This window comes from Micromonospora sp. NPDC049101 (assembly GCF_040648675.1).
Taxonomy (GTDB): Bacteria; Actinomycetota; Actinomycetes; order Mycobacteriales; family Micromonosporaceae; genus Micromonospora.
Window position 1 is genome coordinate 82,254 of the sequence record NZ_JBEZED010000030.1, and the last position, 21,385, is coordinate 103,638.

Annotated in this window: 22 protein-coding genes and 1 pseudogene; 11 read left to right on the forward strand and 12 right to left on the reverse strand. The window is 72.1% G+C overall.

The window, feature by feature from the left end; translation table 11 throughout:
• Nucleotides 1–87 precede the first annotated feature (87 nt).
• Nucleotides 88–732, reverse strand: a complete 645-nt coding sequence (locus tag AB0B57_RS30750) for a hypothetical protein (protein WP_357077652.1) — start codon at nt 730–732, stop codon at nt 88–90.
• A 272-nt stretch (nt 733–1,004) separates the two neighbouring features.
• Nucleotides 1,005–1,892, reverse strand: coding sequence for a LysR family transcriptional regulator (locus AB0B57_RS30755; RefSeq protein ID WP_357077655.1), 888 nt, complete (start codon nt 1,890–1,892; stop codon nt 1,005–1,007).
• Nucleotides 1,893–1,999: 107 nt separating this feature from the next.
• Between AB0B57_RS30755 and AB0B57_RS30760 the strand changes: the two genes are divergently transcribed.
• A complete protein-coding gene (locus AB0B57_RS30760) occupies nt 2,000–2,872 on the forward strand; it encodes an oxidoreductase (RefSeq protein WP_357077658.1) in 873 nt (290 codons plus the stop codon).
• 185 nt (nt 2,873–3,057) lie between these two features.
• Here AB0B57_RS30760 and AB0B57_RS30765 read toward each other — a convergent pair whose 3' ends face one another.
• On the reverse strand, nt 3,058–5,571 hold the full coding sequence (locus AB0B57_RS30765; protein WP_357077661.1) for a DUF3516 domain-containing protein: 2,514 nt from the start codon (nt 5,569–5,571) through the stop codon (nt 3,058–3,060).
• 112 nt (nt 5,572–5,683) lie between these two features.
• The gene (gene trmB / locus AB0B57_RS30770) at nt 5,684–6,391 is read right to left on the reverse strand and encodes a tRNA (guanosine(46)-N7)-methyltransferase TrmB (protein ID WP_357077665.1); all 708 of its coding nucleotides are present in this window, start codon (nt 6,389–6,391) and stop codon (nt 5,684–5,686) included.
• Nucleotides 6,392–6,521: 130 nt separating this feature from the next.
• On the opposite strand from trmB, the gene AB0B57_RS30775 reads away from it, so the two are divergent.
• Together AB0B57_RS30775 and AB0B57_RS30780 are read left to right on the forward strand one after the other, a co-directional pair.
• Nucleotides 6,522–7,151 carry a hypothetical protein gene (locus tag AB0B57_RS30775; RefSeq protein ID WP_357077718.1) on the forward strand — a complete coding sequence of 210 codons (630 nt, stop codon included), beginning with the start codon at nt 6,522–6,524 and terminating at the stop codon, nt 7,149–7,151.
• 208 nt (nt 7,152–7,359) lie between these two features.
• The gene (locus AB0B57_RS30780; RefSeq protein ID WP_357077721.1) at nt 7,360–8,001 is read left to right on the forward strand and encodes a class F sortase; all 642 of its coding nucleotides are present in this window, start codon (nt 7,360–7,362) and stop codon (nt 7,999–8,001) included.
• 30 nt (nt 8,002–8,031) lie between these two features.
• Here the strand turns inward: AB0B57_RS30780 and AB0B57_RS30785 are convergent, their stop codons facing one another.
• From AB0B57_RS30785 to AB0B57_RS30800, 4 genes are all read right to left on the reverse strand, one after another.
• Nucleotides 8,032–8,907, reverse strand: coding sequence for an alpha/beta hydrolase (locus AB0B57_RS30785; RefSeq protein ID WP_357077668.1), 876 nt, complete (start codon nt 8,905–8,907; stop codon nt 8,032–8,034).
• A 216-nt stretch (nt 8,908–9,123) separates the two neighbouring features.
• Nucleotides 9,124–9,441 (reverse strand): antibiotic biosynthesis monooxygenase, encoded by a 318-nt coding sequence (locus AB0B57_RS30790; RefSeq protein WP_088947279.1) that lies wholly within the window; start codon nt 9,439–9,441, stop codon nt 9,124–9,126.
• A gap of 17 nt (nt 9,442–9,458) precedes the next feature.
• Complete coding sequence (locus AB0B57_RS30795; RefSeq protein WP_357077672.1) at nt 9,459–10,256, reverse strand: exodeoxyribonuclease III; 798 nt, start codon at nt 10,254–10,256, stop codon at nt 9,459–9,461.
• A 37-nt stretch (nt 10,257–10,293) separates the two neighbouring features.
• Nucleotides 10,294–11,214 (reverse strand): PAC2 family protein, encoded by a 921-nt coding sequence (locus tag AB0B57_RS30800; RefSeq protein WP_357077675.1) that lies wholly within the window; start codon nt 11,212–11,214, stop codon nt 10,294–10,296.
• A 421-nt stretch (nt 11,215–11,635) separates the two neighbouring features.
• On the opposite strand from AB0B57_RS30800, the gene AB0B57_RS30805 reads away from it, so the two are divergent.
• The 3 genes from AB0B57_RS30805 (at nt 11,636) to AB0B57_RS30815 (ending at nt 13,545) form a co-directional block, all read left to right on the forward strand.
• Nucleotides 11,636–12,487, forward strand: a complete 852-nt coding sequence (locus tag AB0B57_RS30805) for a peptidase M23 (RefSeq protein ID WP_357077679.1) — start codon at nt 11,636–11,638, stop codon at nt 12,485–12,487.
• A gap of 106 nt (nt 12,488–12,593) precedes the next feature.
• Nucleotides 12,594–12,740, forward strand: coding sequence for a hypothetical protein (locus AB0B57_RS30810; RefSeq protein WP_357077681.1), 147 nt, complete (start codon nt 12,594–12,596; stop codon nt 12,738–12,740).
• A 49-nt stretch (nt 12,741–12,789) separates the two neighbouring features.
• Nucleotides 12,790–13,545, forward strand: a complete 756-nt coding sequence (locus AB0B57_RS30815) for an EcsC family protein (RefSeq protein WP_357077683.1) — start codon at nt 12,790–12,792, stop codon at nt 13,543–13,545.
• A gap of 19 nt (nt 13,546–13,564) precedes the next feature.
• On the opposite strand, the gene AB0B57_RS30820 is transcribed toward AB0B57_RS30815, so the two are convergent.
• Complete coding sequence (locus tag AB0B57_RS30820; protein ID WP_357077688.1) at nt 13,565–14,413, reverse strand: GDSL-type esterase/lipase family protein; 849 nt, start codon at nt 14,411–14,413, stop codon at nt 13,565–13,567.
• Nucleotides 14,414–14,548: 135 nt separating this feature from the next.
• Complete coding sequence (locus AB0B57_RS30825; protein WP_357077691.1) at nt 14,549–15,139, reverse strand: antibiotic biosynthesis monooxygenase; 591 nt, start codon at nt 15,137–15,139, stop codon at nt 14,549–14,551.
• A gap of 112 nt (nt 15,140–15,251) precedes the next feature.
• On the opposite strand from AB0B57_RS30825, the gene AB0B57_RS30830 reads away from it, so the two are divergent.
• The 5 genes from AB0B57_RS30830 to AB0B57_RS30850 are packed head-to-tail and all read left to right on the forward strand — an operon-like array spanning nt 15,252 to nt 19,826.
• Nucleotides 15,252–15,515 carry a DUF6343 family protein gene (locus AB0B57_RS30830; protein ID WP_357077694.1) on the forward strand — a complete coding sequence of 88 codons (264 nt, stop codon included), beginning with the start codon at nt 15,252–15,254 and terminating at the stop codon, nt 15,513–15,515.
• Nucleotides 15,516–15,527: 12 nt separating this feature from the next.
• A complete protein-coding gene (locus tag AB0B57_RS30835; protein WP_357077697.1) occupies nt 15,528–16,943 on the forward strand; it encodes an NADP-dependent succinic semialdehyde dehydrogenase in 1,416 nt (471 codons plus the stop codon).
• 52 nt (nt 16,944–16,995) lie between these two features.
• Nucleotides 16,996–17,961 carry a TIGR03885 family FMN-dependent LLM class oxidoreductase gene (locus AB0B57_RS30840; protein WP_357077701.1) on the forward strand — a complete coding sequence of 322 codons (966 nt, stop codon included), beginning with the start codon at nt 16,996–16,998 and terminating at the stop codon, nt 17,959–17,961.
• Between the two features lie 39 nt (nt 17,962–18,000).
• Entirely contained in the window at nt 18,001–19,572 is a 1,572-nt protein-coding gene (locus AB0B57_RS30845) for a Na+/H+ antiporter (protein ID WP_357077704.1), read from the forward strand.
• Nucleotides 19,569–19,826: a UBP-type zinc finger domain-containing protein gene (locus AB0B57_RS30850; protein ID WP_357077707.1), complete on the forward strand. Its 258-nt coding sequence runs from the start codon at nt 19,569–19,571 to the stop codon at nt 19,824–19,826. Before AB0B57_RS30845 ends, AB0B57_RS30850 begins: the two co-directional genes overlap by 4 nt.
• On the opposite strand, the gene AB0B57_RS30855 is transcribed toward AB0B57_RS30850, so the two are convergent.
• Both AB0B57_RS30855 and AB0B57_RS30860 read right to left on the reverse strand, forming a co-directional pair.
• The gene (locus tag AB0B57_RS30855; RefSeq protein WP_357077710.1) at nt 19,802–21,058 is read right to left on the reverse strand and encodes an MFS transporter; all 1,257 of its coding nucleotides are present in this window, start codon (nt 21,056–21,058) and stop codon (nt 19,802–19,804) included. The genes AB0B57_RS30850 and AB0B57_RS30855 overlap by 25 nt on opposite strands.
• 222 nt (nt 21,059–21,280) lie before the next feature.
• A pseudogene (locus AB0B57_RS30860) lies at nt 21,281–21,385 on the reverse strand (HNH endonuclease); the annotation flags it as partial.

Genomic DNA, 21,385 nt, shown 5'->3' on the forward strand with positions numbered 1-21,385 from the left:
TGCCGCGCGGGGCGGGGGCAGCGACGGTGAGGGGCTGTGCCGATTCTCCCGTCCAGGTCGCTGGCTCACCCGGACGGGAGGCAGCAATCAGGCGGCGGTGGACCAGATGGCGCGGAAGGCGGCGGCTTCGCCGGACAGCCAGCGTTCGATCTGGTCGGGCTTGGCATCGGTGGGCATGCGGTGGGCCTGGCCACGGCGGACGTCGACCAGGACCGGCTCGGCGTGCGGGAGCACCGCGTCCATGTGTCGGGCCATCAGGTGCAGGGTGGCGAGCACCGACTCCGCACTCGGTGGGGTCTCGTCGAAGTGCAGCCGGATCGCTTCGGCGCGACCGTCGGCGTGGCGTACCCCGAAGTGGGGGTTGATCTTGACGGGCAGGTCACCCAGCATGGCCAGGGCGTCGCGGGTCTGGGCCAGGTCGAGGGCGGCCGGATCGCCGAGGGAGTGCAGCCAGGCCGTGGCACCGGGGACGAGCGCCTGGTAGAGCGGGCGCCAGCGTGGCTTGACCACGTCGACCACCCCGGCCAGGTGCGTGCCGCCGGTGTGGAAGGCGATGTCGGCCTTGAGTGCCTTGACGAACTGGCCGTGCGGGTTGAAGCCGGACCGACTGGCACGCTGCTTGCGCAGCCCGCCCACGAAGGTTGCCTTGGTGGGGCCGGTGCGGTCGACGTAGCGGGTGAAGCCGAGCAGCGTGGCGTAGGGGGTGAGAGGCGTGGAGGCGGGAGCGGTCACGGGCGTCCTCCCTAGTCGTAATCCTGCAGGTCAGGAACTCGATTAGTACATACATTCTAATCGACGGGTCTGACATCGCCCAGTGAAAACGGGGGCGTGGAAGACACGACAAAGGGGGCCGCCGGCGTACCGGCGGCCCCCTGGTGGAGATGGTCGCTAGCGTCCCGTCCGCGGTGCGGCGGCACGGTCGGGAAGAGTTGGTCGGTACGCCGGAGCTGGCGGCGGCGAGCACCCACCGCCGTGTCCTATGGCTGCACACCGCAACGGTCCGGCTAGGCTCTCTCGGCGGCGAGTTCCCGGACCACGTGGGCAAAACCGCCGACGAGTCGGGTGTCGGTGCGGTCGGGCCAGGCGAGGGCGATCCGGAGCGGTTCGACGTCGATCAGCGGCACCCAGGCGAGGTCGGGACGGGCGTAGTAGCTCGCCATGCTCTCCGGTGCGAAGCAGATGGCCGTCCCCTCCGCCACCTGCTCCAACATCTCCTCGACGTTGTTGCTGGTTGGGCCCCAGCGAGGGCTCGACCCGTCCGGCCGCGGGTTCACCGCCCACCAGTCCACCCACTCGCGCGGCGCCCGCTCGGTCCACACCAACGGCTCGTCGTTGGTTTCCAGGATCGAGACGCTGTCCCGACCGGCGAGTGGGTGTTCCCGGGCCACGGCAAGCAGCCGCTGCTCCGTCTGTACCACCTCGACACGCATGCCGGTGAGGTCGTTCGGGAGCCAGACGAAGGCGACGTCGACCCGGCCATCGCGCAGTGCGGTGGCCTCCTCGCCCCAGTCAAATCGCCTTGGCTCCACCCGTACGCCCGGATACCGGCGGGCGAACTCCGCCCGGGAACGCGTCGTCAGCTCGCCCGCGCCGCTCGCCTCGAAGCCCACCCGCAGCACGCCGGTCTGGCCGCGCCGGTGCCGCTGCGCCACGGCCGTGATCCGGTCGACCTGCCGGAGCGTACGGCGCGCCTCGGCGACCACGTCGCGCCCGGCGGCGGTCGGCGTCACGCCCCCTGCGTGCCGGTCGAAGAGCTGCACGCCGATCTCCGCCTCCAGTTTGCGCAGGGCGTAGGAGAGAGCGGGCTGGCTGACGTAGAGCCCTTGGGCGGCCCGGCCCAGATTCCCGGCCTCGTCGATCGCCACCAGGTAGCGCAGTTGGCGCAGCTCCATCCCGGAATCATAAATCGGCCTTATGGCCTGAACGATCTTCTGTCTTGGACGCGCCAGGTCGCCGCTGGCCACACTGTGGTCAGCTCATCGCGCCACTGGAGGCCGAGATGTCCACCGAAACCCCGTCCACCCGCCCGCCGACCGGCCGGATCTGGCTGATCACCGGGGCCTCCTCCGGCTTCGGCCGGACGATCGCCGAGGCAGCGCTGCGTGCCGGTGACACCGTCGTGGCAACCGCTCGCCGCCCGCAGACGCTCCAGGACCTGGCCGCGGCCCACCCCGACCGGTTATGCCTGGTCGAACTCGACGTCACGGACGCGGCCCGGATCACCGCGGTGGTCGCGCAGGTCATCCTCTGGTACGGCCGGATCGACGTCCTGGTCAACAACGCCGGCCGCGCTCTGGTCGGCGCGGTCGAGGCGACCACCGACCGGCAGCTACGTGACCTGATGGACCTGCACTTCTTCGGTCCCGCGGCCCTGACCCGGGAGGTGCTGCCGCACATGCGCCGGCGGGGTTCGGGCGCCATCGTGCAGCTCAGCAGCATGGGCGGGCGGATGTCCTTCGCCGGGGTCTCCGCCTACTCGGCGACCAAGTTCGCTCTGGAGGGACTCTCCGAGGCACTGGCGGCCGAGGTGGCTCCGTTCGGGATCAAGGTACTGATCGTCGAGCCGGGAGCCTTCCGGACGAACCTCAACGCCGCCGGGGCCATGCTGCGCGCTCCTGCGATCGACGCGTACGCCGACAGCGTGGGGGCGGTCGCGGCGAACCTCGACGCGGCCGACGGCCGGCAGCCCGGCGACCCCGCCAAGGCCGCCACCGCCATCCTCGCCGCACTCGACGCGGACGCGACCCCGCTGCGGCTGGTCCTCGGCAACGATGCGGCAGACGCGATCTCGGCCAGCCTGGAGCAAGCCCGCGTCGAGTTCCTGGCCTGGGAACCGACCGCCCGCAGCGTCCACTTCGCCGACGCCCGCTGAACGGGCAGATCCTGGTGGGAACGGTCCGCTGCACGAATGGCCAACCAGATCCGGACGGATCGGCCCCGGAATGCCCGCACCCCCTGCTGCCGGGTCAGCCGCCGGCCACCCTTGCTCGGAACGGACTGGAAGACACGACAAGGGGAGCCGCCGGCGTACCGGCGACCCCCTGGTCGAGATGATCGCTAGAGCTGGCCGACGTCGGTGATCCGGACGACCGCCGCGCCGACCTCGTCGGAGGCCACCAGGTCGATCTCGGCGCTGATGCCCCAGTCGTGGTCGCCGTTGGGGTCGTCGAAGCTCTGCCGGACGGTCCACCGCTCCCGACCCTGCTCGATCATCAGCAACGCCGGCCCTCGGGCGTCCGGCCCGACGCCGATCGAGTCGTACTCCTCGAAGTACGGCGCGAGCGCGTCGGCCCACGCGTCGTAGTCCCAGCCGTCGCCGGCGTCCAACTCGGCGAGCAGATCCCAGCGGCGTAGCGCGGCCAGCTCGACCCGGCGGAACAGCGCGTTGCGCACCAGCACCCGGAACGCCCGCGCGTTGCGGGTCACCGCGGGCGGCCGGTCGGTCAGGGCGGCGTGCGCCTGGGCCACCTCGGCCACGTCGGACGGGTTGCGCAGCCGCTCCCACTCGTCGATGAGGCTGGAGTCGACCTGGCGGACCAGCTCACCCAGCCACTCGATGAGGTCGATCAGCTCCTCGGTCTTGGCGTCCTCGGGCACGGTCTGGCGCAGCGTCTTGTACGCGTCGGCCAGATAGCGCAGGACGAGGCCCTCCGAGCGGGTCAGCCCGTAGAACTGCACGTACTCGGTGAAGGTCATCGCCCGCTCGTACATGTCGCGGACCACGGCCTTGGGGGAGAGTTGGTGGTCGGCGACCCAGGGGTGGCCCTGCCGGTACATCTCGTACGCGGCCTCCAGCAACTCGGCGAGGGGCTTCGGGTGGGTCACCTCGTCGAGCAGTTCGAGGCGCGCCTCGTACTCGATGCCCTCGGCCTTCATCGCGGCGACCGCCTCGCCGCGCGCCTTGAACTGCTGCGCGGACAGGATCTGCCGGGGGTCGTCGAGGATCGACTCGATCACGCTCAGCACGTCGAGGGCGTACGACGGGGATTCGGCGTCGAGCAGCTCGATGGTGGCCAGGGCCAGGGGTGAGAGCGGCTGGTTGAGCGCGAAGTCGAGCTGGAGGTCGACGGTGAGCCGGATCCGCCGGCCGGTCTCGTCCGGCTCGGGCAGCTCCTCGACGACCCCGCCGGCGCGCAGCGCCCGGTAGATGGCGATCGCCCGGCGGATGTGCCGGCGCTGGGCGGCGGGCTCCTCGTGGTTGTCGGTGAGCAGGTGCCGCATCGCGGTGAACGCGTCCCCGGGTCGACCGATGACGTTGAGCAGCATCGAGTGGCTGACCTGGAAGCTGGAGGTCAGCGGCTCCGGCTCGGCGTCGACAAGCCGGTCGAAGGTGGGCTGGCCCCAGCCGATCGAGCCCTCCGGCGGCTTCTTGCGGACCACCTTGCGCCGCTTCTTCGGATCGTCGCCGGCCTTCGCGAGGGCCTTCTCGTTGTCGATGACGTGCTCGGGTGCCTGCACCACGACCCGGCCGATGGTGTCGTAGCCGGCCCGGCCGGCCCGCCCGGCGATCTGGTGGAACTCCCGGTTCTTGAGCAGCCGGGTACGGACCCCGTCGTACTTGGACAGGCCGGTGAACAGCACCGTGCGGATCGGCACGTTGATGCCGACGCCGAGCGTGTCGGTGCCGCAGATGACCTTGAGCAGGCCGGCCTGGGCGAGGGTCTCCACCAGGCGGCGGTACTTGGGCAGCATGCCCGCGTGGTGCACGCCGATGCCGTGCCGGACCAGCCGGGACAGCGTCTTGCCGAAGCCGGAGGTGAACCGGAAACCACCGATCGCCTGGGCGATCATGTCCTTCTCGGCGCGGGAGCAGACGTTGACGCTCATCAACGCCTGGGCACGTTCCAGCGCAGCGGCCTGGGTGAAGTGCACGACGTACACCGGGGCCTGCTTGGTCTCCAGCAGCTCTTCCAGGGTCTCGTGCAGCGGCGTCATGGCGTACGAGAAGATCAGCGGGACCGGCCGCTCCGCCGTGCGCACGACGGCGGTCGCCCGTCCGGTACGGCGGGTCAGGTCGTCCACGAACCGGGTGGTGTCGCCGAGGGTGGCGGACATCAGGATGAACTGGGCCTGCGGCAGCTCGATGATCGGCACCTGCCACGCCCAGCCCCGGTCGGGCTCGGCGTAGAAGTGGAACTCATCCATGATCACCTGGCCGACGTCGGCCTTCGTGCCCTCGCGCAGCGCCAGGTTGGCCAGGATCTCCGCGGTGCAGCAGATGATCGGGGCATCGGCGTTGACGCTGGCGTCACCGGTGAGCATGCCGACGTTCTCGGCGCCGAAGACCTCGCACAGGGCGAAGAACTTCTCCGACACCAACGCCTTGATCGGCGCGGTGTAGAAGGTCGTCCGGCTGTCGGCGAGGGCGGCGAAGTGCGCCGCGATCGCCACCAGGCTCTTGCCCGAGCCGGTGGGCGTGTTCATGATCAGGTTGGCGCCGGAGACGATCTCGATGACCGCCTCCTCCTGATGGGGGTAGAGGTCGAGGCCGCGCTCCTTCGCCCAGCCGGCGAACGCGTCGAAGAGGGTGTCGGGGTCGGCGCTTGTCGGCAGCGCGGCGGTGAGCGTCATAGCCTGTCCATGGTGCCTGCACCATGCCCCCGCGCGCCAACCCGGCCCCCGCCGGGCTCCTGGCCGGGTGTGTGTAGCGCCCCGTCGGCCTTCTGGCCGGGTGTGCCGGCGGTCACCGGCGGCGGTACAGCAGGTCCGCGACGGGCCGGCCGGCGGTGATCGCGCGCCGTTCGAACTTCGTCACCGGGCGGTGCGCCGGACGCGGCGCGAAGCCGCCGTACGCGTCCACCAACTCCGGGTCCGCCTCCAGGGTGGTCCGCATCGCCTCGGCATATTCGGCCCAGTCCGTCGCGCAGTGCAGCGTCCCGCCGGGCCGCAGTCGGGACCGCAGCAGCGCCACGTGCGTCGGCTGGATGATCCGCCGCTTGTGGTGGCGGGCCTTCGGCCACGGGTCAGGGAAGAAGACGTGCACGGCATCCAGCACGCCCTCGGGCAGGCCGTTGACCAGGGACAACGCGTCGCCCTGGGCTACCCGCACGTTCCGCAGGCCGTGCCGGTCCACCAGGTCGAGCAGGTTGGCGATTCCCGGCGTGTGCACCTCGACCGCCAGATAATCTCGGTCCGGGTCGGCGGCAGCCATCGCGGCGGTGCTGTCGCCCATGCCAGAGCCGATTTCCAACACCACCGGCGCCCGGCGACCGAACAGGTCGGCCAGGTCGACGGGCACAACCGGTCCGTCCGGCACATCCAGGCCGTACGCGGGCCAGAGGCGGCCCAACGCGTCGGTCTGCCGGTCGCTCATCCGACCTCGACGGGGGTGGAACGTGCGGATCATCCGGCTCACGGGCGGGGCGGCGGGGTCGTGCTCGGTGGCGGTCACAGCGATCCGAGAGTACGCGACGCCGCCGACGAATCGGATGTGATGTGCGACCGGAAATGAGAGGATCCAACTGGTACGGCAGGTCGGGGACTCCACTGCCCGACTCGGCCGTGCGGCGTCGAGAGGGGGCATCGTGACAGTGACCCGTGGCGGCGTTACCCTGTCGGTGCTGACCGTGCTCGCCGGCCCCCTGCTCGCCTCCCCTCCCGCGTTCGCGGCTCCCGCGCCTGTCACCTCGGCGTTCGCCGCCTCCCCGCCTGTCGCCTCGGTGCTGGCGGCTCCCGCGCCGCAGCCCGGAGGCCCACCGGGTGGCGCGCCCCAACCGGCGCCGATAGACGTTTTCGTCGAGGTGAGCCCCAGCACGGTGCAGCCCGGCTACCTGGTCGGGATCCGGGCCAGTTGTCAGGACAACTCGGTGGGCGCCACAGTCGTCTCCGACGCCTTCGGCGCGGTCGGCGTACAGCCGCAGGGTGGCGTGCTCACCGCCGCGCCGATGGTCCGCGAGCGTACGCGCCCCGGCAACTACCGGGTCAAGCTCGAGTGCCGCGATGGTGAGACCGCCTCGACCATGCTCCAGGTGGTCAAGAAGGTCCCGGCCCATCCCAGTCGTGGTCCGGCCACCGGCTTCGGTGGCGGTGCCGACGGAATGACCGGCAAGCTGCTGCTGCCCGGCGGCGCGGCGCTGACCATCACCGGGTTGATCCTCGCCATCGTGGCGCTACGCCGGCCACATCCGGTCCGTGGCGTCGCGCGTCGCTGAGCCCGTCATGGAGATCTTCCACCCACCGCCGCCGCCCGGTCCCCGCCAGCCGGGCGCTTCTGGCTCGTCGCCTCCGGCCGGTGCCCGCCCGCCGATGGACGATCGTGGGCTGGGCTCGGATCGCCGGGAGGTGGTTGCCCGCCCGGCGGTGGACGATCGTGCGGTGGGCTCCGATCGACCGGTGGTCGCCGCTCGCCCGCCGACCGCCGTGGCGCCTCGGCGGAGCCGGCCGACCGGCCGCAGCCCCTGGTCGGTGCCGCTGGCCGTGGTGCTGGTGCTGGCGGGGGTCTTCGCCACCGGGGCGGGGCTGGGCCGCTCGGTCGGCCCGTTCGACTGGGCCCCGGCCGGCGGGGACCGACCGGCGCGCAGCGAGTCGGTCGGGTTGTCGGCCAGCCGCCCCGTGCGCCTCACCGTGCCCGCCATCAAGGTGGCCGCGCCGGTGGCACCCGTCGGGCAGGCCCGGGACGGCTCGATCGCCGTACCGCCGCTGGAGCGGCACAACGAGACCGGCTGGTACGACCGTGGTCCCACGCCCGGCGAGCCCGGCCCGGCGGTGATCGTCGGGCACGTGGACACCAAGAGCGGACCCTCGGTCTTCTACGACCTGGGCAAGCTGAAGCCGGGCGACCTCATCGAGGTGGCCCGGGCGGACCGGTCCACGGTGATCTTCAAGGTCGACACCGTGGAGCACTTCCCGAAGGACCGGCTGCCCGCCGAGCGCATCTACGGCGACGACGGCCCCGCCGGGCTGCGGTTGATCACCTGCGGCGGTCAGTTCATCGGAGGCCGCACCGGTTACGCCGACAACGTGATCGCCTTCGCCACCCTCCAGTCGTCCCGCAAGCCCTGACCCGCGCGGCGCGCGCAGGTCGACCCGGCGTCAGCTCAGGAAGGCGAGGAGTTGGCGAGTCGTCTCGTCCGGGGCCTCTTCCGGGATGAAGTGCCCCACTCCGACCGGCTCGCCGCGTACGTCGTCGGCCCACTCCCGCCAGATCGCGAGCGGATCGTCGTAGAGCTTCGCGACCTGACCTCGTTGGCTCCACAGGAACAGGACCGGGCAGCCGATCTTCCGGGTGCCGCGATCCGCCTCGTCCTGCTGGTAGTCCAGCGTCGCGGCCGCGCGGAACTCCTCACAGATGGCGTGGACCGTGGCGGGATCGCTGAACTGCCTGACGTACGCCGCGCGTACCTCGGGTGGGAAGGCATCCTTCACCTCGGGCCAGGTGTCGAGCATGAAGTCGACGAGTACGGCGGGCGCCGCGTCGACGAAGCGTTCCGGCACCGGGAATGGTGCGGCCAGGAAGGACCAGACCCAGTAGGAGAGGCTGAACGTCCTGTCGGCGCGGTTGTAGACGTCGCCGATGGGCACGACGTCCAGGACGGCGAGCCGGGTGACGGCGTCTGGTTCGTCCAGCGCGAGACGGTACGCGCAGCGGGCTCCGCGATCGTGGCCGACGAGCCGGAACCGCTCGTACCCCAGACTCCGCATCACCTCGACCTGGTCGCGGGCGATGGCGCGCATGCTGTACGGCTCGTGATCCGCGGTGCTCGGCGGTTTGCCGCTGTCGCCCCACCCCCGCAGGTCGGTGGCGACGACGGTGTACGTCTCGGCGAGCCGCGGCGCGACCCGGTGCCACATGAGGTGCGTCTCGGGAATGCCGTGCAGGAGCAGGACCGGCGGCCCGCTCCCGCCCCGGCGGCCGTGGATCGTCGCTCCGGACGTGGCGATGTCGAATTCCTCGAACCCGTCGAACATGGCCGCGATCCCCCGTGACTGCCTGGACTCGCCGGTGCCGACGGCGTGCCGCGGGCAGCGCGACCTACGGTCGCCGCTGTCGGGCTGCCCGGGCGGCCGGAGCGATCCGGTCGACGCGCTACGACGCTATCAGCGCAGACCGCCTCCGGCCCCGGGTTCGCTCCGGCGGAGGATCCGCGCGTGATCCGGCCGGCCGGTCAGGGCCTGGGGTGACGGTCAGGGCTGGGGGACGTGTAGGGCCACCTCGAACTCCAGCAGGCTGGCGCCGGTGGCGACCGGGGGGCGTGGCTTCTCGCCGGGTGCGGCGGCGTGGGCGGCCCGCGACGGGCCGGCGGCCCAGGCCTGGTACGCCTCCTCGGTCTCCCACCTCGTGTAGACGAAGTAGCGGGTCTCACCGGCCACCGGCCGGAGCAACTCGAAGCCGAGGAAGCCGGGGGAGTTCTCCACCGCGCCGGCTCGGGCGGCGAACCGCTTCTCCAACTCCGCGCCACCGCCGGGCGGAACCTCGATTGCGTTGATCTTCACGACTGCCATCTGTCCACCCTAGCCACTCAGAACCCCTCGACCGCGGGCACCAGCTCCGCGTCGACGACGATCGGGGCGTGGTCGGAGGGGCCCTTGCCCTTGCGGGCCTCCCGGTCGACGTACGCCGAACCGACCGCGCGGGCGAGCGGCGCGGACGCGTACACCAGGTCGATTCTCATGCCCTTGTTCTGGTGGAACATCCCGGCCCGGTAGTCCCAGTAGGTGAAGGGGTGCGGCCCCTTCATCGGGGTCGGCACCACGTCGACGAGGCCCAGGTCGCGCAGTGCCGCGAGGGCCGCCCGCTCGGCCGGGGTGACGTGGGTGGAGTGGGTGAACACCGCCGGGTCCCAGACGTCGGCGTCGGTCGGGGCGACGTTGAAGTCGCCGCAGACGGCCAGCGGGAGCCCACCGGACAGCTCGGCCTCCACCGCGTCGCGCAGCGCCGCGAACCAGGCCAGCTTGTACGCGTAGTGCGGGTCGTCGGGCGTGCGGCCGTTCGGCACGTACACCGACCAGACCCGGACCCCGTCGCAGGTGGCGGAGATGGCGCGGGCCTCCGGGTCGGGAAAGCCGGGCTCACCGGCGAACCCGACCCGGACGTCGGCCAGCCCGACCCGGGACAGGATGGCGACCCCGTTCCACCGGCCGTCGCTGTGGCTGGCCACGGTGTAGCCCAGCTCGCCCACCTCGGTCACCGGGAAGGCGCCGTCGGGGCACTTGGTCTCCTGCAGGCAGACGACGTCCGGCCCGGTGTCGGCCAGCCACTGCAGCAGCCGGGGGAGGCGGGCCTTCACCGAGTTGACGTTCCAGGTCGCCAGGCGCATGCCCCCAGCCTGCCGCATCCGCCCCCGGCGCGCCGGGTCAGCTGCCCGGGGTGTCGCCGGGACGGGTCTGTTCGGCCAGGAACCGTTCCAGTTCCGCGCCGAGTTCGTCGGCCGTGGGTAGCGGCCCGGCGTCCGGGGCGAGCAGGTTCTTCTCGCCCCGACCCCGGGCGAACGCGTCGTACTGCTCCTCCAGGGCCTGGACCAGGGCGGCGGCGTCCTCGGTCTGCGCGACCTGGCGGTCGATCTCCACCCGGACCACCTCGGCGGCCGAGCGCAGCCCGTCGCCGGGCAGCAGCAGCCCGGTGCTGCGCGACACGGAGGTGAGCAGCACCTCGGCGGCGGCCGGATACTCGGTCTGCGCCACGTAGTGCGGCACGTGGGCGGCGAAGCCCAGCGCGTCGCGGCCCTGCTCGCCGAGGCGGAACTCCAGCAGGTGGCCGACGCTGCCGGGCACCTGGACGCGTTGCAGCCAGGGCTCGTAGCCGGCGATCAGCTCGGGGCGGGTGGCGTGTGCGGTCACCCCGGTCGGTCGGGTGTGCGGCACGGCCATCGGGATCGAGTTGAGCCCCACGGTGAGCCGGACGTCCAGACGGGCGGCCAGCCCGGCGACGGCGGCGACGAACCGCTCCCACTGCAGGTCCGGCTCGGGGCCGGTGAGCAGCAGGAACGGGGTTTCGTCGTCGTCGTGCAGCAGGTGCAGCTCCAGCTTGGGCGCGTCGACGCTCTCCCAGTGGTCCTCGACGAAGGTCATCACCGGTCGTCGCGACCGGTAGTCGAAGAGCTGGTCGACGTCGAACGTGGCGATGGGCCGACCCTCCAGCGAGGTGAGCAGCTGCTCACGCGCCAGCCGGCTGGCGTTGCCGGCGTCCACGAACCCGGTGAGGGCCTGGATCAGGACCGGTTGCCCGAGGTCGGGCAGATCGTCGGTGAGCTGGTAGAGCTCATGTGGGTCGAGCACCGGTGCGGACCTCCCTGAAATGTGCCTGCGGGGTGCCCACGCGACGGAGGGCACCCGTTCGGGCAACGTACCCGCCATCCTGGTGCATTCCTGCGCCGGGCGATCCGTCGCCCGGCGGTTGGGCATGACCGGACTAATCGCCCGATTACGCCGCCAGGCGGGTATGGGTCGGCTGATCGGCCGAGGGGTCGTTCGGCCCAAAGGCCGAGTTTGTCGATCATGTCAGCCCCGGGGGTCGGATGTCCGGGCCTGGCACCGGCCGTGCCGGCCTGCGTGTGGCGCCGGCTTCATCCGGTACGCGAGGAACGTTCCCCGGGCGGGTCGACCCGCCCGGGTCGTCCACCAGTACGACCCCGAGGTGTGGTGATCGCCACGTGATCACCGTGCGTAATCGGGGGTTCCCTCTGCCTAGCCTCGGCTGATGCGTGACGACGGCACCCTCGACGACCCGTACGCCCCGAGCAGCCCCACTGCCGATACGGAGGATGGCACCTCAACCGAACGGACAACCGCCGCGAGTCGCCTCCGGGCGTACACCCGGGACCTGGCCGGTCGACGCCGGGCGCAGGTGGCGCTGGCGACCGGTGTGGTCTGCTGCCTCGGCCTGGCCGCCGTCGCGCAGGTTCGGGACGAGACCGCGGGTGCCGCCACCCGCCGCGACGCGATCTCCGGCGCGGAACTGGCGCAACGCGCCGAGCAGCAGCGCGCCTCCCGTGGCCTCGATCGCACCGCCGCCCCGACGACCCCCGCCGCGTCCGCCACGGCGACTCCCGCCGACCCGGACACCACCGCGCCGGCTCGCAAGGCCGCCCCGGCCCGCCCGACCAGGCTGGCGCCCGTCGCCGGGCTGGACGAGGACCAGATGGAGAACGCCGAGGCGATCGTGCGCGCCGGCCGCAAGATGGGGGTGCCCCGCCGGGGGCTGGTGATCGCGGTCGCCACCGCCATGCAGGAGAGCAACCTCTACAACGTGGCCAGCGGGGTGCTGCCCGAGTCGCAGGACTACCCACACCAGGGCGTCGGCTGGGACCACGACTCGGTCGGGTTGTTCCAGCAGCGGTCCAGCAGCGGCTGGGGCCCGGTGGGTCGGCTGATGGACCCGGAGTTCGCCACCCGGCAGTTCCTCGGCGCGCTGGAGCAGGTGCCCGGCTGGGAGCGGATGCGGCTCACCGACGCCGCCCAGGCCGTGCAGGTCTCCGCGTACCCCGAGTACTACCAGCAGCACGAGTGGCGGGCCACCCGGGTCGTCGACGCCATCGTGCCGGGGCGGTAGTCTACCGCCCACTGTGGACGGTCAGGGTTGAGGCTGTCGCATCCCGGGTACATGTGTTGCGGGTTCGGGGTACACATGACTGAGGGACCATCGACAGGAGGACGCCATGTCACTGATGCAGCGGATCACCACGTTCCTGAGATCGCCGAAGGGGCAGCAGATGGTGGAGCGGGGTCGTCGAGAGATGGCCAAGCCCGCCAACCAGCAGAAGCTCAAGGGTCTGGCGGCCAAGCTGTCCAACCGCCGCCGCTGACCGCTCCATCGGCCGCCCTGTCCGCCATTCCCATCCCAGGGGAGACCCGGTGACCGACACCCCGCCCGTCGGCGGCCAGCCCGCCGCCCCTACTCCCCAACCGTCCGTCGACCTGCCGGTCGGGTCGGCGGACGCCCCCGAGGGTCCGCCGGCCCGGCTGTGGGACCGGATGCGCGACGACCCCCAGTACGCTCCGGAGCACCTTGCCCTGGAGGCGGTGCGCCGACTCGGGCCGGAAGCCGAGCAGTGGGCCGACCGGGCCCGGGCCGAGCAGCCCGGTGTCTCGGCCGACGCCCTGGCCGACCAGGCGACGCGCAAGTTCGTCAACCTGGCCCGGCTGTCCGGTGCGGTCTCCGGCGCGGCCGGGCTGCCCGGCGCCGTGATCGACGTGGGCGTTCTGGCCTGGACCCAGGCACGCATGGTGTTGCACATCGCCGCCGCGTACGACGTCGACCCGATGCACAGCGACCGGGCCACTGATCTGCTCGTGTTGCAGCGCGTGCACAAGGTCGCCGAGAGCGCCCGGCTGGCGCTCGGCGTGGCCGCCGGTCGGGAACGCGCCGACGCGCTCTTCGGCCTGGGTGGCCAGCGCCCGCTCGGTCGGGTGATGCTGCAACTCGGCGTCCGGCTGGCCCAGATGGCCGGAGTCCGGGCCGCCAAGCGGATCGTCGCCAAGGTCATCCCAGGTGCGGCCATCGTGCTCGGCACCTGGGCCAACTCGTCGGCCACCAAGGACCTCGCGCAGCGTTCCCGGGCCCTCTACCGCACCCGGGGCACCGCACTCCCGAGGCCCCGCCACCCCTGACGGTCTCCCTCCGGGCCGGTCAACCGGCCATACCGGAGGGTCGCCAGGTCACCTCGGCGAGCCGGCTCTGCCCGGTGGCGTTGGGGTGGAACCAGTCCAGCGGGTTGAGCAGGTCCAGGGTGAAGCGGACCTTGTGTGCCGCGCCGCCGTCGTGGCGGCAGCGGGATCCGTACGCCCGGCAGGCCGCGACCAACTCGGCGTTGTACGCGTCGATCCGGTCCCGGACGGCGGCCCGGCGCGCCCGGTCGGCGGGCGCCGTCGAGGTCGCCTCGGCCAGCAGGGCCGGGCAGACCCCCCGCCGCCACGCGCGGACCGCCCGTGGGTCGTCGTGCCCGACCTCCCAGAGCCGGTACAGGTCGGGGATGCTCACCACCAGCACCCGGGCCTTCGGGCGGCCGGTCCGCAGCACCCGCAGCCCCCGGTCCACGTCGGCCCGGAACTGCGCCACCGGCGTCATCGCGTCCACCCCGCCGCGGCAGGCGTCGTTGGCGCCGATGAGCACCGTGACGTAGTCGGGGCGGTCGCGTACCGCTGCCTGCGCCTGACCTTCCAGGGCGTCCGCGCGGGCGCCGGCGCGGGCGTGGTTGTACGTCCGGTCGCGGATCGCCGAATTCTGGTCGAGCAGCCGCCGGTAGTGGCTCTGCACCCGCAGCCCGTCGCCGGTGGACCAGGAGTTGCGCTCGCACGAGGTGAGCACCAGGCAGGAGGCGAAGCCGGTGGTGATCGAGTCGCCGAGCGCGGCGATGCCGCCCGGCCCGCTCGACGGGCCGCTCTTGGTGGGGCGGGGTGACGCGGAGGTGCCGCCCTCGCAGGCCAACGCGACAAGCGCTGCGAGACAGGCCAGCGCGGCGACCCACCGTCGAGGCATGACATCCCCCGTTTCGCAGCACAGCGTTTCGCAGCACAGAGCGACAGCGCGGTAACTCTATGCGCCAGACGTGGCGTGCCGGGAAGTTGCTGTCGGGTATGCGGCAGAGCGTAGGTGACAGCGTTCGGAGGTGCTTTAATTCCGCCGCCGTGCCGGCTGTCCGTGCAGCCACCCGTGCAGGGCCCGGGTGATCCGGGGCAGCACCAGATAGGTCATCAGCGGGGTCAGGCAGAGCGTCATCAGCAGCACCCGTGCCGCCAACGGCACGTCGGCGAGGAAACGACTTGTCAGCAGGGTGGCGCTGAGGCTGAGCGGAAAGAACGCCAACCAGATGGTCACCGCCTGCTTCCACCTCGGCGGCGACGCCGGTGCGACCGGTTCGACCGGGTCCACCGAGTGCTCCAGCGGCGGGTCGAACCAGCCCTCGATGCCGGTACGCCGCTCGACGCGGGTGTGCTCGACGATGCCCTGGGCCGAGCTGAGCCACCAGCGCCGCTGTGGCGACTCCTCCCACCGGCGCAGCGTCTCGGCGTCGGCGAAGCGATAGAGCATGTGCCAGTCCGGCGAGCCGGGGCCGCTCTGCACCCATCCGGCGCCGAGGAAACCCGGGAACGCCTCGGCCAACGCCGTGCCGGCCCGCATCCAGGCCACCATCTCGCTGGCCCGGGACGGATCGACACGGCGGGCGATGGCGACGGTCACCGGCACGGCGAGGGTCATTGACATGCGCCCATCGTGCGGGTCGCGGGCCCGCGGCGCGATCGGATGTGCCGGAGCACACCGGCCTGCGAGCGCGTCGTACCGGTTAACCGGGCCGATCGCGGGTAGCTCCCTGGGTATGACGAGATCGCAGCCCCGGCGTGCCCGTGGCACGGTCGGCCACGCGAACAGCGCACTGAACCTTCGCCTCACCCTCGCCGGCTTCGGGCTGGTGATCATGGTGCTCTTCGCGGTGCTGGCGTTCGCCGCCGGCATCGTCTGGCTCGGCGTGGTCTGCGCGATCTTCGCCGTGGTCGCCGTGGTCGACCTGGTCGTGATCCAGCGCCGCCGTGCCGCCCGCCGCCGCGAGGAGCCGGGCGTACGACACTCGTTGTTCGAGTGACAGGAGGACGAGATGCCCCACATCGCCACCACCAACCCCGCCACCGGACAGGTGCTCAAGACCTATGAGGCGATGTCCACCGAGCAACTCGACGCCGCCATCGAGCGCACCGACCTCGCGTACCGGCAACTGCGCGAGACCACCGTCGACGAGCGCGCCCGGTGGATGAACGCCGCCGCCGACCTGCTGGACGCCGAACGGGACGAGATCGCCCGGATCATGACCACCGAGATGGGCAAGACGTACGCCTCGGCGCAGGCCGAGGTGACCAAGTGCGCCACGGCCGCCCGCTTCTACGCCGACCGGGCCCCGGGGTTCCTCGCCGACGAGCCGGCCGACGCGCCCGCCGTGAAGGCGACCCGGGCGTTCATCCGCTACCAGCCGATCGGCGTGGTGCTCGCGGTGATGCCGTGGAACTTCCCGCTCTGGCAGGTGATGCGCTTCGCCGCGCCGGCGTTGATGGCCGGCAACACCGGTCTGCTCAAGCACGCCTCGAACGTGCCGCAGACCGCGCTGCTGCTGGAGGACGTGTTCCGCCGGGCCGGCTTCCCCGAGGGAGCCTTCACCACCGTGCTCGTCGGCTCGGACGCGGTCGAGACGATCCTCGGTGACCCCCGGGTCCGCGCCGCCACGCTCACCGGCAGTGAGCCCGCCGGCCGGTCCATCGCCCAGATCGCCGGCCGGGAGCTGAAGAAGACGGTCCTCGAACTCGGCGGCAGCGACCCGTTCGTGGTGATGCCCTCGGCCGACGTGGACCGGGCCGCCGAGGTGGCCACCACCGCCCGCTGCCAGAACAACGGCCAGTCCTGCATCGCCGCGAAGCGGTTCATCGTGCACACCGACGTGTTCGACGCCTTCGCGGAGAAGTTCGCCGCGAACATGGCCGCGCTGCGGGTCGGCGACCCGATGGACCCGAACACCGACGTGGGGCCGCTGGCCAGCGAGCGTGGCCGCGACGAGGTGCACGCCCAGGTCCGGGACGCGGTGGACAACGGTGCGACGGTGCTCTGCGGCGGCGAGCCGCCAGCCGGCGACGGCTGGTTCTACCCGCCGACAGTGGTCACCGACCTCACCCCGACGATGCGGATGTGGTCCGAGGAGGTCTTCGGCCCGGTCGCCGGCCTGTTCCGGGTGTCGTCGTACGAAGAGGCGATCGAGGTCGCCAACGGCACCAGCTTCGGGCTCGGCTCGAACGCCTGGACCCGGGACCCGGCCGAGCAGGAGCGCTTCGCCACCGACCTGGACGCGGGCAACGTCTTCATCAACGGGATGACCACCTCGTACCCGGAGTTGCCGTTCGGCGGTGTGAAGAACTCCGGTTACGGGCGGGAGTTGTCGGCGCTGGGCATGCGGGAGTTCTGCAACACCAAGACGGTCTGGGTGGGCGAGGGTGCCGCCTCGGCCGGTGCCGGAGCGCACGCCGAGTAGTTCCCGGCACGGCACGCATCAGTCGGCGCCGTCGTGGGTAGGAAGTGCGCCCATGACGTCGTTCGGGTTCCACGCCTCGCATGAGCAGATCGGTCCGCGCGCCCTGTTGGAGGCGGTGACGCACGCCGAGCGGGCCGGCTTCGACGCCGCCATGTGCTCGGACCACTTCTCCCCGTGGAGCGCCCGGCAGGGCGAGTCCGGCTTCGCCTGGTCCTGGCTCGGCGCGGCGTTGCAGGCCACCGGCCTGCCGTTCGGCGTGGTCAACGCGCCCGGTCAGCGGTACCACCCGGCGATCATCGCGCAGGCGATCGGCACCCTGGGCGCGATGTACCCGGGCCGGTTCTGGGCGGCGCTGGGCACCGGTGAGGCCAGCAACGAGCACATCACCGGCGACCCGTGGCCGCGCAAGGACGTCCGCGCCGCCCGCCTGCGGGAGTGCGTGGACGTGATCCGGGCGCTGCTGGCCGGCGAGGAGGTCAGCCACGACGGGCTGGTCCGGGTGGACCGCGCCCGGCTGTGGACCCGTCCCGAGGAGCCGCCCGCGCTCGTCGGCGCGGCCGTCAGCGTGGCCACCGCCCGCTGGTGCGCCGAGTGGGCAGACGGCCTGATCACCGTGAACGCCCCGGTGGCGCACCTGCGCGAGATGATCGACGCGTACCGGGACGCCGGCGGACGCGGCCCGCTACACCTGCAGGTGCACGTCTCCTGGGCGCCGGAGCAGGAGCAGGCCGAGGCTCTCGCGTACGACCAGTGGCGCAGCAACGTCTTCGCGCCGCCGGTCTGCTGGGACCTGGAGACGGTCGAGCACTTCGACGTGGTCTCCGCCGACGTGCCGGCCCAGCGGGTCGCCGACCTGGTGAACATCTCGGCCGACCTGGGCCGGCACGTCGGCTGGCTGGAGGAGTACGTGGAGTTGGGCTTCGACCAGATCGCCCTGCACCACGTCGGGCAGGAGCAGCGCGGCTTCATCGACGCGTTCGGCACCGAGGTGCTGCCGAAGCTGCGGACGACCGGCTGATCGAGGCCCGAACCGGCGGAACCCCTAGGCTCGTACCCCATGGAAAGCCTGTTTCCGGTCGTCGTGTTCCTGGCGATCGCCACCCTCGGTGCCGCGCTGGCCCGCCGGCTCGGCCTGCTCGCGCCGATCGTGCTCGTCGTGCTCGGCCTGGCGCTCTCCTTCGTGCCCGGCGTCCCGCACGTCGAACTCGACCCGGAGCTGGTGCTGGTCGGCATCCTGCCGCCGCTGCTCTACGTCGCCGCGCTGGAGACGTCGGTACCGGCGTTCAAGAACAACATCCGGCCGATCCTGCTGCTCGCGGTCGGCCTGGTGCTGTTCACCGCGTTCGTGGTCGGGTTCGTGCTGCACCTGCTGCTGCCGCAGGTGCCGTTCGCGATCTGCCTGGCCCTCGGCGCGGTGGTCGCGCCGCCGGACGCGGTGGCCGCCACCGCCGTCGCGCGCCGGGTCGGGCTGCCCCGCCGGGTGGTCACCATCCTGGAGGGGGAGAGCCTGGTCAACGACGCCACCGCGCTGGTGCTGCTGCGAGTCGCCACCATGGCCACCGCCGGCTCGGCGGTCGGCGCCGACAAGATCGCCATCGAGGTGCTGCGGGCCACCGGCGGCGGCATCCTGATCGGTGCCCTCGGCGCGGTGGTCTTCGGCTTCCTGCACCGGCGGATCACCGATCCGCTGCTGGACAACGCGCTGTCGTTGATCATCCCGTTCGCTGTGGTGTTCGCCGCCGAGGCGGTGCACTCCTCCGGCGTGGTCGCGGTGGTGGTCACCGGGCTGGCGCTCGGCCACAAACTGCCGCAGCTGCTGTCGGCAGCGTCCCGCCTGCAGATCGGCGCGTTCTGGCGGCTGGTCCGTTTCCTGCTGGAGGGTTTGGTCTTCCTGCTGGTCGGCCTGCAATTGCGGGAGGTGCTGCGTGACCTCGACGAGCCGGCCGGCTCGCTCATCCTGATCACCTTCGCGGTGCTTGCCACCGTCTTCCTGACCCGGTTCGTCTGGCTCTTCCCGGCCACCTACCTGGCCCGGTTGGTTCCCCGGGTCCGCCGCCGGGACGAGAGGCCGTCACCGAAGTTCCCGATCATCATCGGGTGGGCCGGGATGCGGGGAGTGGTGACACTGGCCGCCGCGCTGGCCCTGCCCCTGACCCTGGCCGACGACGAGGCGTACCCCCGGGCCCTGTTCATCTGGCTCGCCTTCGCGGTGATCGTGGTCACCCTGGTCGGCCAGGGTGCCACGCTGCCGATGGTCGCCCGCCGGTTGAAGCTGCCCCAGGACGACCCGGTGCAGGACGCGTTGTCCGCGGCCGGTGTGCAGCAGCAGGCCAGCAGTGCCGCCCGGGACCGCCTCGACAAGCTGGCCGACAGCGCCCCGGAGGCGGTCGTGGACCGGCTGCGTCGTGCGCTGGAGGATCGCAACAACCTGGCCTGGGAACGGCTCGGTGGCACCGAGCGGGAAACCCCGTCGCAGGCGTACGGTCGGCTGCGACAGGAGATGATCGACGCCGAGCGGGATGTGTTCCGGGCTGCCCGGGACTCCGGTCGGATTCCCGAGGAGGTGTTGGTGCGGGCCTATCGTGACCTGGACCTGGAAGAGTCGTTGCTGCGGGAGGTCGAGAAGTGAGCTGTCAGCATCTGGCCGAGGCGGGCGCGGTCGAGCCGCGCACCACCGAGGAGTGCCCCGACTGCGTCGCCATCGGCAACGCCGACTGGGTGCACCTGCGGGGCTGCCTGAGCTGCGGGCATGTCGGTTGCTGCGACTCGTCGCCGTACCAGCACGCGACGAAGCACTTCGAGTCCAGCAGCCACCCGGTGATCCGGTCGGTGCAGCCGGGCGAGACCTGGCGCTGGTGCTACGTCGACGAGGAGATCGGCTGATCGCTGCGGTTTGTCAGAGCCCACCGGGTCAGCGGTGGCCCGGCCAGGCCGGTGCCGGCGAGGAGCCCGGCCAGGGCCAGCCAGCCGATCGGGCCACCGCCGAGGATCAGCCAGGTCAGCACCGCCGGCCCCGCCGCGCGGGCCAGGCCGGCGAGCAGCGTGTCGACCCCCTGGTAGGCGCCGATGGCGTCCGGGGCGGCGAGGTCGTAGGCCAGCGCCGCCCCGGCCCCGGCGTGCCACAGGTCCCCGAGGGTGTAGATCACTGTCGCGCCCAGCAGCAGGCCGATCGCCAGCGCGCCGGAGACGAAGCCGGTCGCGCCCCACAGCAGCATCCCGGCCGCGAGCACCAGCCCGGCCCGGCGCATCGTCGCCGCCGCCGGCAGCGCGTCCCGGGCGCCGCCGCTCAGCCGCACCGCGAGCAGCACTGTCAGCAGCGTGTTGACCAGCAGCATGACGGAGACCAGCACCGGCGGGGCATCGGTGCGGGTCACCACCCACAGTGGCAGCAGCAGTGTCAGCGCCACCCAGTGCAGGGAGAGCACTGCTGACGCCCCGGCGACCGCGAGGAAGCGTCGATCGCGCAGGGCACGACCGGGGCCGGGCCGGCGCAGCCGCCGAACCGGCGGATAACCCGGCAGTCGCATGATCAGCGCCGCCGACACCAGATAGGTCGCGGCATTGCCGACCACGAGCAGCCGGTACGCCCACCCGGTGTCCGCCACCAGCGCGAACCCGGCCAGCGCCGCGCCGAGCGCCACACCCAGGTTGGCCACCGCCCGTAGGGTGGCGAAGGCGTGCACCCGGCCCTCCGGTCCGCCGACCGCGGCGACGAGCGCCGCGCGGACCGCCAGGTTGCCGGAGATCAGCAGCGCGTCCAGTGTGGCCACCAGCAGGAAGACCGGAAACGAGCCGACCAACAGGTACGCGACGGCGACGCCGGCCTGCGCCACCTGCAGGACCGCCCGGAGGTTCCGCGGATCACGCCGGTCGGCCAGCCCGCCGAGCGGCACGCTGGCGGTGAGCCCGACCAGGCCGGCGAGCGTGAGCCCCAGCCCGACCCGCGTCGGACTCAGCCCGACGACGCGCGTGAGGTAGAGCGCCGAACCGGTCACCCACAGCCCGGTCCCGACGGTGTTGGCGAGCGTGGCCAGCGACAGGGTACGCAGCCGACCCGGCGGCGGCAGCGGCGACAGAGACCGCCAGCGGCCGTGAATCCCCGCCCAGGTGCCCACACACCGACCCTAGGACCGACGTACGCGTCACCGATGCCCCGAGCGCTGCGGCACCCGTCACAGCCCGCCTACGGCGCGTTCGTTGCCTCAGCGCCTTCGACGTGCCCATCGCTCCCAGCCGGCCATTGGGCTCGGCGTGTTCATCGGCACCAGCGTGTTAGCCAACCTCAGTGGATGTGTCGGCCCCAGTGCGTTCGTTCGACTCGGATCGACGCGGGGAGATCACGTTCGTCGGTGGTAGTGGTTGCGGCGGGGGAGTTGGTCGGGGTCGAGCCAGGCGGGTGGGATGAATTCGGGGTGGCCGTCACCGCCGAGCTGGACGACCCA

Coding starts and splice junctions, on each gene's coding strand:
- AB0B57_RS30785 (WP_357077668.1), bottom strand. CDS start 8,907: ATGTTCGACGGGTTCGAGGAATTCGACATCGCCACGTCCGGAGCGACG.
- AB0B57_RS30810 (WP_357077681.1), top strand. CDS start 12,594: ATGTCACTGATGCAGCGGATCACCACGTTCCTGAGATCGCCGAAGGGG.
- AB0B57_RS30835 (WP_357077697.1), top strand. CDS start 15,528: ATGCCCCACATCGCCACCACCAACCCCGCCACCGGACAGGTGCTCAAG.
- AB0B57_RS30840 (WP_357077701.1), top strand. CDS start 16,996: ATGACGTCGTTCGGGTTCCACGCCTCGCATGAGCAGATCGGTCCGCGC.
- AB0B57_RS30760 (WP_357077658.1), top strand. CDS start 2,000: ATGTCCACCGAAACCCCGTCCACCCGCCCGCCGACCGGCCGGATCTGG.
- AB0B57_RS30830 (WP_357077694.1), top strand. CDS start 15,252: ATGACGAGATCGCAGCCCCGGCGTGCCCGTGGCACGGTCGGCCACGCG.
- AB0B57_RS30765 (WP_357077661.1), bottom strand. CDS start 5,571: ATGACGCTCACCGCCGCGCTGCCGACAAGCGCCGACCCCGACACCCTC.
- AB0B57_RS30755 (WP_357077655.1), bottom strand. CDS start 1,892: ATGGAGCTGCGCCAACTGCGCTACCTGGTGGCGATCGACGAGGCCGGG.
- AB0B57_RS30825 (WP_357077691.1), bottom strand. CDS start 15,139: ATGTCAATGACCCTCGCCGTGCCGGTGACCGTCGCCATCGCCCGCCGT.
- AB0B57_RS30845 (WP_357077704.1), top strand. CDS start 18,001: ATGGAAAGCCTGTTTCCGGTCGTCGTGTTCCTGGCGATCGCCACCCTC.
- AB0B57_RS30795 (WP_357077672.1), bottom strand. CDS start 10,256: ATGCGCCTGGCGACCTGGAACGTCAACTCGGTGAAGGCCCGCCTCCCC.
- AB0B57_RS30790 (WP_088947279.1), bottom strand. CDS start 9,441: ATGGCAGTCGTGAAGATCAACGCAATCGAGGTTCCGCCCGGCGGTGGC.
- AB0B57_RS30805 (WP_357077679.1), top strand. CDS start 11,636: ATGCGTGACGACGGCACCCTCGACGACCCGTACGCCCCGAGCAGCCCC.
- AB0B57_RS30820 (WP_357077688.1), bottom strand. CDS start 14,413: ATGCCTCGACGGTGGGTCGCCGCGCTGGCCTGTCTCGCAGCGCTTGTC.